We start from the raw sequence: 13821 nt of genomic DNA, 5'->3' as shown, positions 1-13821 counted from the left end.
TATCTTACAATTGTTATTTGTATTATACCCTTATTTATAATTATTATAAATAAATATAGTTACTTTTATTAAATAAGTCAACTAATTGAGAATTTTTATTTCTAATTGATAATGATTTTCATCATCATTCTCTTTTTCCAGCTAAAAAAACAGAATGGTCTCAGAGACCATTCTGTTGCTACTTTCGATATTTATTCATTATATGAACAGGAATATGGCAGTAATCTTCTGGATACTTGTCGAGACGGTCCTGATGTTCTTCCGCACTGCGAATATAATGCTTAAGCGGCAGAACTTCGACTTTAATACTCTCACGGTCAGGTCTCTCTGCAATATAGGCTGCGGTCAGCTCAAGATGTTCTTTGTTCTCACTATAGACTCCTGTTCGATATTTCTCACCGATATCATTCCCCTGTCTGTTGACACTGTATGGATCGATGATTTCAAAAAACTCATCAAGCAGCTGGTGGAGAGAGATGATCTGACTGTCAAACACAGTCTTAACACATTCTGCATAACCGTCATAATCACCGTCCAGCGTATGACTGCTGCCATTCGCTCTACCTGCTTCAGTCATGACAACACCTGGAATTGTCTTCATAAACGCCTGCACGCCCCAGAGACATCCTCCTGCAAAATATACTGTTTCCATCATGATCCCCCTTTAATTCGTTATTCATTACCTATTGACGTTCTAATCATAACATTTGAATGAGCAATCAACTACAAAGAGGAATTAACTGTGCCAAACAGAATTCATGGTCTATTGATTCCAGCAATACGACACAAAAAAGGCACTTCTCATTACCGAGAAGTGCCGGATGCCTCCACCCAGAATCGAACTGAGGATTCATCATTACCATTGATGGGTTATACCACTTAACTATAGAGGCGAGATTCTGCTGTCCTCTAACATTATAACAAAACTATCAACGAACAAGTCAACTTATTTTTTTGATGGCACACCAATCACTAGAAATAGATGCGTCTTTTTATTGATCCGCAACTCTATCAGCTGACTGATGATTTCTTTTCAAGATGACATTCAACAGGCTGCCCGCAATAACGCCGACTGCTAGGTTATGCGTGATCAGCACTAAGATGATAGTCAGTAAGATGACGGCACTATCTGCTTTCGGTGCTGTTCTCATCAATAGGAATGTCTTGAACTCAAACGTGGTCCATGCAACGACGACCATGATGCCCGCTAATATAGACATCGGAATTTGGACAAGATAATCACCGAGCACGATAATCATGAACATGAGAAATGTTCCTGCTGTCAGTGACGATAACCTAGATGTACCGCCAGACTGCAAATTCATCACTGACTGACCAATCATCGCACAGCCTCCGATGCCTCCGAACAACCCTGACAGAATATTGGCGATACCCTGCCCTCTTGATTCACGATTTTTGTCGCTGTCAGAATTGAGAGTCTCATCAACAATACGAGCGGTCAGCAGACTTTCTACAAGACCGACGACAGCCATTGATAACGAGTACGGGAAGATGATTTTCAATGTTTCGAAGTTCCACGGAACATCCGGGATAAGAAAATGAGGCAGTGTTCTTGTAATCTCTCCCAAATCACCGACCGTTCTGACATTTGCATCTGTCATCATTGAGATGATCGTCAACAATACGACAGCAACGAGTGGTGCGGGTATTCTTGTGTAAAATTTCGGCATGATAGAGACAATGAGTATCGTCATACCTGTAAAGACATACGTCTCCCACGACAGACCGAAGATGTGCTGCAGCTGAGAGTGAAAAATTAATATGGCTAATGCATCAACGAACCCGATCATAACGGTGTTCGGAATATATTTCATTAAATGTCCGACCTTTAACAGGCCCAATATGATTTGAATGACTCCCATCAGTATGGTCGCAGCCAGCAAATAATCCACTCCATAAGTTTTGACGAGCGGATAGACCAGCAGTGCAATTGCCCCGGCAGCTGCTGATATCATCGCCGGCCGACCTCCTGTGAATGCTATTGTCACAGCAATGATGAACGAAGCATATAACCCGACCATAGGATCGACGCCTGCAATCACTGAAAAAGCAATGACTTCAGGAATCAGTGCCAATGCTACAACAATCCCGGCCAGAATATTGGCCCAGCCACCACTCAGCCATCCTTCTTTAATACGTTCTAACATGATATCCTCCTAAAAAAACAGATAGAAGAAGTATACCATGATAACATAAGGGATGATACTGCCTTCTCCCATCAAGCCGACTAACGGGGTAGCAAGGGAACCGATGAAATACTGCATCACTCCAATTAAGCTTGTAGCACTGCCGACTCCTTGTTTATATCCACCTAACATTGGTGGCAGAACAGGTGCTGCACTTTTACTAGTGCCTACTGCCCTGTCGAACGAAACTGTGCAGGCAACCGCCGGCAAACTGCTAAATGACATGACCTACTCAATGTCTGATATCATATCACCGAAAGCTAAACAATATGCGACGCACATTAACAACACACTATCAGTGAATGGTATTGATTATAAGTTGACAGATGTCTACGCAGATGGCCATTACTTAACTTATCATCTGCTGGTTGATTATCCTGATGATAGAGATGCGAATCAAGCTAGCATCTCACCTCAAAGTGTCAAGTTGAATGGGCATCAAGTCATGGATGGTTCATTTGGCAGCAGCGAGATAATTGACGAGGCCCGTCAGATTGTATCAAACACACAGACTATTCACTTAAGAGACGCACTACTTGATGGTCAACAAGAACTTGAACTGACATTCAGTGAGTCGAACAGTAAAGAACAAGCGGTCTATCAAATCAATGTCGACAGCAGTGAGTTAACCAAAGATACAGCTCTTTACAAGATGAATCAAAATCACACGTTTGACGGCCGTTCAATTGATATTCAGCAGCTGATGATCAATCCACTTACATCTCGTCTCACTATTGAATATGAAGGAGATCAAGAAACTTATGACGTCGTGTTAAAAGACTCAGACGGGAAAAGTTATTCCTTCGATACAAATACAGTCGATGAACAAGCAGACGGCAGCTATAAGGCGATACTGACTTTTAACCCAGATTTTTCTGAAGGAAGCATTGAGTCATTGAACGAAGCAGATACTTTAACATTTTATTTTACCGGACAAGACTCATTTAAAAATGGTGACGTCAAAAATAATTTTAATACTGATGACAACGAAGCATTTACTTATCACTTGAAACGTTAATTCCAAATAACAACAAACCCCGTTTATATTAATAGACGGGGTTGATATCAATATTTTAAATCAACTTTTGCTGATATACAGACAGCAATCGGACTATATAAAGGATTAGCTTAATATTAAAGAGTACCGCTAAAGGCAAAACTTGGCACTCAAAGTTTTTGGCTGATGCCCATCGAAAGATAACGAGGTCTACTCTTTCGTCTTCTAGCATCGCATTCATAAGGCGTAACAAAGTGTAAGTTGTAAGGCGTTATCGTCCGAATCAATGGATAGCTGTTAAATAGCATTCTTTCTACCAAAATCAGTTACTGTGTCTTCAAATCAACGTCAATCATCGTCATACTGTTGAACTGGTCTACTTTCATCGACTTAACATTAGCCGCTGCTTCCAGCTCTTCGATATACGCATTAACACGCTCTTCTTCAATAATCCCTTCCTCTACTACACCGACGCCGGCAACCGTCTTAACGCGTTCCTGTCCGTAGCCGAATTCGGTATAGTTCTGGAGGTTACTGATGATATTACGGTCAAGTTTCAGTTCTTCAAGCATAGCAGACGCTGTATAGCCTGTTTCAATTTCAGTTTCAGAGTTCTTGAGATGAATGGCTGTTTTTAATGTCACGATATCTTGTTTCAACAGATTAATCTTATTCAATGAATCAAACACTTTTCTAGATTTCTCTTCTGTCACAATCGTCTTGCTGTTCACTGCAATCGGTGTTCTGTATTCCGAATGAAACTTCTGCATTTCACGTTCCAGCTGCTGGCGGAGCGTGCTGATCAGAAATACTGCCTGCTGTATAGATAATGTCGTCATAACGGCCTCCTGTAGTAATCATTTTGAATCATTATAGCATATCATCCGCTGTGCACTGACGTTAAAACTGAGATTGATCTTTTGAAGTTTCACTGAAGCATCATTCCAACGTTACTGACTGGCATCTCTACTTCTCTTAAAGAAATAGACTGCACAGTAAGTGATGCCACCGAGCATTGCAAATAACACAACGCCATTCTGCACTGTATCGAGGAAGATACCACCGATGAGTGGTGCGATAATTCTGCTGAGGCCTGTTAAGCCGGTCAATGAGTAATAAGACCCTTTCAGATGAGGTTCTGATATTTCATCAATTCTAATATCCCACATAGTGAATACAAACATCTCACCTATAGTGAAGATAAACATAGCGATGGCAAGTCCTATGAGATTTGTCGTGACACCGAAGAGGATGAGACCTGTCGGTAATAACACAGCACCGATCATCATTGCAGTCGATGTCGTCATCAGTTTACTGACTCTAAAAACAAAGTACTGACACGTTAATACTGTAATGGCATTGACCAGCAGCAAATAGGCATAGTTCTTCACCGCTACTGAATAATCAAACTGATGACCTAAATATTGTGACAGCGTTGAAGACATTTGATTATATCCAAAAATGATAAAGAGATTGCCTAATAACAGAAAGAGAAAAGCTGGATTCTTCTTAAAAATATATAGGGCATTGAAAAAAGGGATTTTTTCATCGCCCGGATTTTTTGTAATTTGGAGTTTGAATGTTCTGAACAGAACGATGAATAGCAGCAAATTGACAGCGAATGTAATGGATACACTGTAGAACAGGCGGTTCATGCCTAAGAATAACAGCTGTGCCGCAAGCAGTGGTCCGATAGCAGCAGCAATATTAATCAGATAATAACGGACATTGAAGACCAGCTTCTTCTTGTCCTGCGGCGTGTACTCTGCAAGCAGCACACGATAAGTTGGATCGACCAGCGATGCACCGATCGTTGATACAAATGAAAAAGCAATGAATCCTAGATATGAATGAATTATCGGAAACATCGCATAGCTGGCAATCGTAATCATCAGGCCGATGTAAATAATCTGCTGTTTATTGAAGCGATCAATCAAGCTGCCGGCGAATGTACTCATGACAATCCCACCTACTCCTGCAGCTGATAAGATCACTCCGATTTGAGTAGCAGAATAATGATAGGACTCCATCAAATAAATCGATAGAAATGGTGTCGCAAGAAACAGGCTTGTTTTTGCAAGAAATGTAGCAAGTAGTAACACATAAATAATAGGTGGCAGATGTCTCATGTCTTCTCCTGACGTTTTCATGACTTACCTCTATTATATTCCAATACTCAGCAGAGTTATATGACTAAAAATGATTCATAATGGTTATATCCGGTAGAATCAAGAACGTCTAACAGCAGTTAATTAATCGGCTGGAAGAATGACAACGACCAGTATCAACCCTACAGTCGATTGAGGCCTCTGACTGTCAATTGTGTAAGGACCATCATATAGATAATGGCTGACAGAGGCGCGTAAAAAGTCCACCAGGCGGATGCTAAGTCATGGAAGTGATAACCAAGCAAACTACTCAGCTCAGGTAAAACAGGTTGCTCAATAATTATACATGCTGGACCGTAACATACATCCGTCCCTCCAAAAAATAGTTTAAAGAATGCCAAATGAGAGATGACCATCAGCACTTGGAACAATACTCTCAAAAAAATGATGAGGTACTGTAGTGTCATATTAGGTAAGATATGTCTGATATAAATATGAAGTCGACTAGGACTGATGGTAAAGGCACTATCAATAAATTCCTTTTCCAGTATGAGTTCTGTAGTCTCCTTGATCAAAGCGATTGTTGTCGGTGTCATGAGCAATATAAGAATTACCACATTATAAAAAATTCGGAAGACTACACCATTTTCAAATCCATCTATTGTTTCATATAATACAGGCCGTAATAAAATGTAGGCTAGAATAGACTGAGGAATGTAGAAGAACGGGTTAATTGCTGCTTGATAGAGCATACTGTTTCTTTTGTTATAGGCAAGCACTGTTCCGATAATGACCGCAATGAGCAGTGAAATGAAAGCGACCACTACAATAAGTGCAAGCGTCATACGATAGCCCGACAGCACTTCAAATGCCATATGATTTGAATTGGCATCCACCCCAAAAATCGCTCGACTACTCGGTGGGAATGGCGAACTTGAAATAATAGCCCCATTATCATCATAGTAAAAATTTGTTTTCTTCACCTTTTTTCCTAACACATCGAAATACACCACGCCGATTACAGCAGGTAGAATGAGCAGCATCAAATAAGTATATATTTTTCTCATTCAGCCATCCTCCTGCCCGTCATACGATTGACTATATAACCGGCAGCACTAAATAGCAAAGCGATCGGAATATATAGCATCATGAATGTAATAAATAGAACAATGGGTGAATTATAATCAAATATAAAAACTGAGACACCGAATATGTTCATAATTCTTTCAAGAAACAGCAGGCTGGATAAGGTAATCCAGATGAGCTGTTTCAAGTTAATCAAATAGCCAAGCATCAAGTTGTTAAGGATATGTCTGCGAAATACCTCAAAATCACTTAATCCTTTTGATATAGCAAACTCTACATACATATTCTTTTTTTCGTTCTTCATCAGTTCGTATAGTAAAGTCACGCTGTTCACAGTAGGTATGATAAGTAACACTAAAACTGGAAAGGCAACGGCATTGGAACTTTGACTTGTCGCTATTTCAAACAACAGCATTCCTGTGTATTGATAAATCAATATAACCATAGTGATAGATATCGGAATATAGAAAATATCCGGAATAATACTCAAGCAGTTGTTCACTGCATAGATGATTTTTTCAGCCCATTGGTAACGATACATCAAGAACATGAGTACCAGTGACAGCAGCAACGAGAGAAAAATAGCACTGACCAGTATGGTGAACGTATTAAACCAAGGTTCAAGAATAAAAGGAAATAAATTATATGCAGTACCAGACCTCTGATTAACAAATACAATATCAGCTGGATTGAATATGGCGAGAGCAGTCTCTTTAACAGCAATGATGTAATTCGATAAACTAAAGTGCTGCGTTTTGAACAATGAAGGTAGGCATGCGATTAAAAATAGCATCGATATATTGATTGATACACGCAGTATATTTTTCATAGATGCACCTTTTTTATAATATGTTATCTATTACGATATGATATTTTCAGAAAATTTACAATAATATCTTTAATTATAATGATTCCCTTAACTTTATCCCGCTTCAAACCATTCTGTATCCCATGTTTCATCGAGAAGGTTTGCGTAATAGGTTAACGGCCGATTAAAGAATTCAAGTTTTTCATCTTTTTATCTGAATACCACAGTTTAGTAATAAAGTCCCCTAATAGCCGCTTTTATGAATAATAGAATAAGCTTATTTTCAAAATCTTCTTGAGAATTGATAGATGACTGTGTTAAATTCGTGGAAACACTTTTTGTGAAAGGAGACTGGCATGATTACTGATAGTTTTGACATAGATACAGATCTAGTAATTACTCTAGAGTACTTCTACGGCCCTAAAAAACACATTCTCGATAAGTGCATCATTATCCTTTCAAAGAAAATTCATGATGAGTTATTATTGACTTTTGACTGTAGTGAAATAGACACCTTGACTGCCTGTAATGGGACTACAATCATCTACAAACTAAATTATAAAGGGACTGATATTGCTTTTTATTTGTCTGGTATCGGTTCTGCTGTAGCATCTATGGAATGTTACGAAACCCATTGGGTTACAGGGGCAACTCAGTTCATTATGTTCGGTTCGTGTGGAAGCCTTGACGGAAAACAAACAAAAGGGAAATATATCATTCCAACCGAAAGCTATCGCGGAGAAGGTACGTCATACTATTATGCTGAAGCTGCTGATTACATTACGATCCGCAACAGCGACAAAGTAGCTGCTTTTTTCAGTTCATTAAACATTCCCCATATACAAGGTAAGGTTTGGACGACTGATTCAATGATTAGAGAAACAGCAGGACTTGTAAACAAAAGAAAGCAGGAAGGATGTATTGCTGTTGAAATGGAGTTAGCAGGTGTGCAGGCACTATGTGATTTTTATCAATTAGAACTCTATAACTTCCTTCAGTCCGGAGATGTTCTTATGGATAGCGGTTATGAGGTGGAGGGACTTAGCTTGGCTAATCATGATATGGCTAAGTTACATTTAGGGTTGGAGATGGCATTAGTGATAGGAGCAGATACTTGATAATAAAAGTAGATGACTTCAAACAATTACCGCTGAATTTATTGCTTTCAGCTTGAATTCCAGATCATATTTAGCCAAATAAAAGCACCCCAAACGTTAGATTTTAAGTCTAACTTTTAGGGTGCAGTACAGAGTTCAGGTGTTTTTAACTATTGTTTCTGTTCCAGGTAACCGTCATTCATTTCATACACTTTATCAAAATACTCCAGCAATCTCGTATCATGTGTCACGACAATTGCTGCTTTGTTACGATGTTTCGCCTGTGATTGAATGAGTTTAATGACTTCAATCGCTTTTTCACTGTCAAGACTGGCAGTCGGTTCATCAGCCAGAATGATAGATGGGTTCGTATAGATTGCTTTTAATATCGCAACACGTTGTCGTTGTCCACCTGACAGTTCGCCAGGAAACTGGTTCATCACTTTTGTCAGTCCTAATGTCTCCAGCTCCTGATTGAGTTCTTCACTGGACAAATGACTGCTGTTAACTTTGTCGAGCAGTTTGAACTGATCTTTCACTTTCAGGAACGGTACAAGGTTAGATGCTTGAAGGATAAAGCCAATTTCTTTCAGTCTGATTTTTGCGCGTTTCTTTTCGCTCATCTCGCCGACTTGCTGATTGTTGATACGGATTTCACCTTGTGAAGGTGTCTGCAGCAGTCCTGCTACTGTCAGGAATGTACTCTTCCCTGAACCAGAAGGTCCGATGATGGCTACCATCTCGCCTTTTTCAATACTGAATGTCGTTGTTTTCATTGCTTCTACATAAGTCTGGCCTTTACCAAACCCTTTACTTACATTTTTAAGTTCTAATACCATCCATCATTCTCCTAACTAATTGATTTTAATGGATCTGATTTTCTGATTGACTGGATTGAGAATAATCCCCCGATAATTGCAGTAAGGATAATCGTCACTGCAAATATAACAATAGCTTTAATATCAAAGGCAATCGGTACAGCGGCCGGCAGTGCATATGCTGTTACAATAGTCAGCAGTACTGCAATTGCTACAGCGACGACTGATAGAATCAATGTCTGTAATACAAGAGAGCGGGCAAGGAACCCATTACTTATCCCCTGCGCTTTCAGTAAGCCGTAGATCGGCATCTTCTGAATCGTAATGATATAGAGGAAAATCGCAATGATAAATGCTGAGATTGCGAACAAGAAATAACTCATAAAATCAAGTGTCAGTTTCTGCTCTGTATAACCTGGAAGATTTTCGATGAATGTCTGAGTCGGGATGATTTCAAGATCATTATCAATATCTTTATCTTTGAAATCCTTATCTCTTACTACAAAAGCACTTGCTTTATCATTCAGACGATTGACAGAAAGAACGTCTGCTGTTTTTTCATTTCCATAGAGGATAGGTGCTGCATTGTATTTAGATTCATCTGTAAAACCAGTAATCGTCAATTCTTCATCAGTTCCAGCCAGATCGAGAACATCGCCGACTTTGAATCCTTTTTCCTTCAATGTATCATCCGCTACGACTTCAAAGTCTTCTTTGAATGTCTTACCTTCTGTGACATTCGGATTCAGGAATTCATCTTTGTTAATACCGAAGAGAATCGCGTTCTGCTTAAGGTCATCTTTTGTCAGGATGACGGGCAGACTCTTGATGCTTGCTTTGTCATCAAATGTATCGTCCAGTACATCTTTGTCCATAATAGACTGACCAATATTCTGATTGGCTTCTTCTGCGAGCACAAAGGCATCAACTTCCCATTTATTGATTGCTTCTCTATTCATGTTCATCAAACCGTTCGATAAACCTGAAATCAGAAACAGCAAGTATGATACTAAAACGATAATACCGATAATCATTCCAAAACGTAGTTTGTTATATAACATTTCTTTAAGCGCTAGAAACATATCATTCTCCTTACTTCATATGATTTAATTTTGTGAGTCTAATCAATCCGTACGGTAACTGTATCATTACCGTTGATTATCTTGTATTCCTCATCATCGATACATCAGCGATGACTGTCTTGTAATATGCGTCCTTTCATTTTTTTAGTTATATTACTATTCTATGTTTCAACAGCATTTTAAGCGACCAACAATGCTTGGTTAATTGTTCATTAGAGAATTATAATGATTTCACATGAAACACAGGCGCACTGATGACAAAAAGTGCGCCTGTGGTTTAATTACTTCACCTGACTACCTACATCAATCATTTCACTTAAATAATGACCATACAACCCTTCACCGTCTTTGGATAATAGATGTCCGTATCCTGTGATAACTTGTCTATTCGTATCCCAGTTCTGACTCCGGTAAAAAGCTTCTCCTTCTTCACTAGCCTTCAATGCATTGAATCCATCTGAATCGGCTTCAAGACCATCATCAGTCGCTCCGACTATCCATGTCAACGGAAATGGTTGTTCAATGATATCCCGCTTCTCTCTATCACTAGTAATCTCTTCAACTTCAGGAGATCCACCGCCACCAAACAATACGGCTCCTCCTTGTTTGACTCCTGCTTTCTTTAGATCTCCAAGCAACCAGTAAGTCGTTAGTTCAGACCCACCGGAAAACCCTCCGATCCACAAGGTTTCATGATCAGGTAACGATGAAATGAGCTCTACTAAATAGGCTGCGTTCTGTTCACCCTGCTTCCACCAAGTATCATCATTCGGTGTTTTAGGAACGACGAGAGTCAATCTTTTGTCCTTTGCAGCATGCTTAATTCCTTTTGGTCCTGCTAAATATTCTTTAGAGTGCGGATGATTATATTCGTAAGCCCCGTCTCCGTGAAGCCATAGCAATGTCCCTGCAGGCTCATCAACTGGATAGATGCGGTACTCTCCTTCCACACCGTCACTTGATTTGAAAGAGTTCATATTATTTTCGTTCTGCAGCTGATTATAGATAAAAATGATTAAAAGAAAGACACACAACAAAAGAGCTATACTATAGAGTTTTTTCATAATGAGTATCATCCCCTCTTTACTATAAAAGTACTATTTACGGCTTTTTATCTTTAGTATGAATAGTATGATATCAGGCAGATGGATTACTGTGTCAACTGATTGTCTAACAATCGTTCTGCTAACTCAATTTGAGCCTGTCTCTCTGCAATTACTGGTTCTATTTGGTTATTATGCATCACATTCAGTACTTTGATGGCATAGTCAGCAGAAACTATAGAATGCCCGCGCATGCATCCTGTAGCTATAGCCTGGGCATATACTCTGGACGCAAATTTGCTGGTCTCATTGATAGAATTCTGAGCGAGTGTATTTGCCAGAAATCCTGCTTTTCTTAGTTCATATGCCGATCTTTCACCCTTTAATCTTCACTCTATGTTTTCAGTTTTACCTTCTCATATATTTAAATCGATTACTTTTGATTGTGGTAAGGAGTTCTCCAACTGGAAAACAATCTGTAACCGACACGATATCTCGATATTCTTTGCTGACCCCGGCACTCCGTCGCAACGTGGATTGAATGAACATTCCAACGGGATACTTAGACGCAGTGGATTAGATAAAGAATTAGACTTTAATTCAGTCACTGATGATCAATCATTAGTGTTGCTCAAAATATTAATCATCGTCCCAGAAAATCGCTGGGCTATAAAACACCATTGGAAGTATTCATGAGTTTCATCGAAGATGAGAAATTGTCTAGCTTATTTTGACAAACGAAATAATCAAATAAATGTACCATTTGAAGTTTAAATTCTGACGTAAATGTTCTTCTTGTTCTATCCATAAATAAATCGCCTACTTTCTTAATTCAACATTACATCCCCTCAGGGGAGTTGTCCAGTTAAGTATAGACGATTCAGATGTGATTTTTTCTTAATAATAAAACACCTCTCTATAATTATAGAGAGGTGTTTTATTATTATTTCAAATTATTATTACTCTAAATTTGCATGATTATTCTGCATTGTTTCTTCATCAACATTTAGGGATTCTTGAATCGTTAACACGATACTGTCTAAATAGATTTGACTGCTTTGCTCAAAGAGACTGCCTAAAGGTTGTTTTGAACCTTCTGCATCGTATTTTGTACCAGCAGGTAATACGATGGTTAAGTCTGCAATATCAGCAATTGGTGATTCGTCTTTTGTTGATAATAATAATACATATGCTTCATTATCTTTCGCTGTTTGTGCGAGCAATTTTAAATGAGCTGTAGATCCTGAACCTGATGCTATAACGAATACATCATTTTTCTGGATTGATGGTGTAGTTGTTTCACCCACGACATAAGCCTTTTTGCCTAATTGATTTAATCTCATAGCAAAGCTCTGAATGACAAGACCAGAACGACCTTTACCAGCTACAAATATTGACGATGCATCCATAAGATCTTTTGTAAATTTCTCTGATTCTGCTACATCAACATGTGATAATGTCTGCTTTATTTCATTTAAAATTAATTCAAAGTGATTATGCATGTGCATCAACGATTTCACGACATTTTTTAGCAGCAGCTTTTGGGTCATCAGCATTCGCGATACCGCCACCTACGATAATTAGGTCAGGTTTTTCGGCTGCTACTGTTTCGATTGTATCAGGTTTAATACCTCCAGCTACAGCTACTTTAGAATTTGAAATCACTGATTTCACAGTACGTAAACTTTCTAAAGGTGATACACCTTCAGCTTGTAAATCATACCCAGTGTGAACTGCGATATAATCAGCACCCATTTTGTCTAATTCAGCTGCACGCTGTTCTAAATTTTGAACAGCAATCATATCAACTAATAGTTCTTTACCGTGTTTATGTGCTTCTTCAATAGCGCTTTTGATTGAAGCATCTTCAGCCACTCCTAAGATTGTTACGATATCAGCACCAAACTTTATAGCTTGGCTTACTTCATATCCAGCAGCATCCATAATTTTTAAATCCGCTAACACTTGTGTGTTATTAACTGACTTACTCATATGGTCAACGGCAGATAGCCCTTCGTTTATAACGATAGGTGTTCCAATTTCTACGATATCAATAAATTCTTCTACTTCTTGAGCTAGCTTTGCTGCCTCTTTTTGATCTAATAAATCGATTGCTAATTGTAATTTCATAATAATTTCTCCTATCTATCTTTTATAACTCTATTATGATACTATGGATTACAAATGACAATACTGACATTTTCGTCACCATAGAAAGGAGGAATGAATATGTTCATTGAATATAATAATAAAGAATTTTATACATCGAAAGATTTGGCGTTATCTGTCATTGGAGGTAGATGGAAAATTGCAATTATCTATCATCTTTTGCATGAGGACAGATTAAGATTAAGTGAGTTACAAAATAAACTTCCTGATATCAATCAGCGTATGTTAATCAGACAACTTCGCGAGCTGGAACAAGACAAAATCATTGAAAGAACAGTGTACCCAGAAGTGCCTCCTAAGGTAGATTATAAATTGACAGAAATAGGGTTGAAACTTGATGGAGTAGTTTTTTCGATTTGTAATTGGGGAGATGAGTTTTTGCAGGTGATTAAAGGTTGATGTTGAT

At 38.6% G+C, this 13821-nt stretch carries 14 protein-coding genes, 1 tRNA gene and 2 pseudogenes; 4 read left to right on the top strand and 13 right to left on the bottom strand.

The features are described from left to right. Positions 1-178: 178 nt before the first annotated feature. The 3 genes and pseudogenes from AC3IPL_RS01410 to AC3IPL_RS01400 form a co-directional block, all read right to left on the bottom strand. A complete protein-coding gene (locus AC3IPL_RS01410; RefSeq protein WP_489242229.1) occupies positions 179-652 on the bottom strand; it encodes a peptide-methionine (S)-S-oxide reductase in 474 nt (157 codons plus the stop codon). Positions 653-822: 170 nt separating this feature from the next. Next, a tRNA-Thr gene (locus AC3IPL_RS01405) sits at positions 823-893 on the bottom strand. A gap of 144 nt (positions 894-1037) precedes the next feature. Beyond that, positions 1038-2168 (bottom strand): annotated as a pseudogene (locus AC3IPL_RS01400) (SulP family inorganic anion transporter); the annotation flags it as partial. 52 nt (positions 2169-2220) lie between these two features. Here AC3IPL_RS01400 and AC3IPL_RS01395 point away from each other — a divergent pair. Further along, positions 2221-3225: a hypothetical protein gene (locus AC3IPL_RS01395; RefSeq protein ID WP_489241280.1), complete on the top strand. Its 1005-nt coding sequence runs from the start codon at positions 2221-2223 to the stop codon at positions 3223-3225. A gap of 305 nt (positions 3226-3530) precedes the next feature. Here AC3IPL_RS01395 and AC3IPL_RS01390 read toward each other — a convergent pair whose 3' ends face one another. From AC3IPL_RS01390 to AC3IPL_RS01375, 4 genes are all read right to left on the bottom strand, one after another. After that, positions 3531-4043, bottom strand: coding sequence for a hypothetical protein (locus AC3IPL_RS01390; RefSeq protein ID WP_489241279.1), 513 nt, complete (start codon positions 4041-4043; stop codon positions 3531-3533). 111 nt (positions 4044-4154) lie between these two features. Then, a complete protein-coding gene (locus AC3IPL_RS01385; RefSeq protein WP_489241278.1) occupies positions 4155-5354 on the bottom strand; it encodes an MFS transporter in 1200 nt (399 codons plus the stop codon). Between the two features lie 140 nt (positions 5355-5494). Next, on the bottom strand, positions 5495-6379 hold the full coding sequence (locus AC3IPL_RS01380; RefSeq protein WP_489241277.1) for a hypothetical protein: 885 nt from the start codon (positions 6377-6379) through the stop codon (positions 5495-5497). Further along, a complete protein-coding gene (locus tag AC3IPL_RS01375) occupies positions 6376-7227 on the bottom strand; it encodes a hypothetical protein (protein WP_489241276.1) in 852 nt (283 codons plus the stop codon). The genes AC3IPL_RS01380 and AC3IPL_RS01375 overlap by 4 nt, the downstream gene beginning before the upstream one ends. A 335-nt stretch (positions 7228-7562) precedes the next feature. Here AC3IPL_RS01375 and AC3IPL_RS01370 point away from each other — a divergent pair, with 335 nt between their 5' ends. After that, positions 7563-8324 (top strand): nucleoside phosphorylase, encoded by a 762-nt coding sequence (locus AC3IPL_RS01370; RefSeq protein ID WP_489241275.1) that lies wholly within the window; start codon positions 7563-7565, stop codon positions 8322-8324. A gap of 149 nt (positions 8325-8473) precedes the next feature. On the opposite strand, the gene AC3IPL_RS01365 is transcribed toward AC3IPL_RS01370, so the two are convergent. The 4 genes from AC3IPL_RS01365 to AC3IPL_RS01350 form a co-directional block, all read right to left on the bottom strand. Further along, complete coding sequence (locus AC3IPL_RS01365; RefSeq protein WP_489241274.1) at positions 8474-9142, bottom strand: ABC transporter ATP-binding protein; 669 nt, start codon at positions 9140-9142, stop codon at positions 8474-8476. Between the two features lie 11 nt (positions 9143-9153). Beyond that, complete coding sequence (locus AC3IPL_RS01360; protein WP_489241273.1) at positions 9154-10203, bottom strand: ABC transporter permease; 1050 nt, start codon at positions 10201-10203, stop codon at positions 9154-9156. 281 nt (positions 10204-10484) lie between these two features. Continuing rightward, positions 10485-11267: a hypothetical protein gene (locus AC3IPL_RS01355; RefSeq protein WP_489241272.1), complete on the bottom strand. Its 783-nt coding sequence runs from the start codon at positions 11265-11267 to the stop codon at positions 10485-10487. 86 nt (positions 11268-11353) lie between these two features. After that, positions 11354-11587, bottom strand: a complete 234-nt coding sequence (locus tag AC3IPL_RS01350) for a putative immunity protein (protein WP_489242227.1) — start codon at positions 11585-11587, stop codon at positions 11354-11356. Positions 11588-11633: 46 nt separating this feature from the next. Here AC3IPL_RS01350 and AC3IPL_RS01345 point away from each other — a divergent pair. Next, positions 11634-11980: pseudogene (locus AC3IPL_RS01345) on the top strand (IS30 family transposase); the annotation flags it as partial. A gap of 225 nt (positions 11981-12205) precedes the next feature. Here the strand turns inward: AC3IPL_RS01345 and hxlB are convergent. Together hxlB and hxlA are read right to left on the bottom strand one after the other, a co-directional pair. After that, on the bottom strand, positions 12206-12754 hold the full coding sequence (gene hxlB, locus AC3IPL_RS01340; protein ID WP_489242226.1) for a 6-phospho-3-hexuloisomerase: 549 nt from the start codon (positions 12752-12754) through the stop codon (positions 12206-12208). After that, positions 12741-13376 (bottom strand): 3-hexulose-6-phosphate synthase, encoded by a 636-nt coding sequence (gene hxlA, locus AC3IPL_RS01335; RefSeq protein WP_489241271.1) that lies wholly within the window; start codon positions 13374-13376, stop codon positions 12741-12743. The genes hxlB and hxlA overlap by 14 nt, the downstream gene beginning before the upstream one ends. A 99-nt stretch (positions 13377-13475) precedes the next feature. Here hxlA and AC3IPL_RS01330 point away from each other — a divergent pair, with 99 nt between their 5' ends. Continuing rightward, on the top strand, positions 13476-13814 hold the full coding sequence (locus AC3IPL_RS01330) for a winged helix-turn-helix transcriptional regulator (protein ID WP_489241270.1): 339 nt from the start codon (positions 13476-13478) through the stop codon (positions 13812-13814). Positions 13815-13821 lie beyond the last annotated feature (7 nt).

The organism is Macrococcus sp. GL_134, from assembly GCF_057834705.1.
Note: the sequence above shows the minus strand (reverse complement) of the source record. Positions and strands in the feature narration are given on the sequence as shown.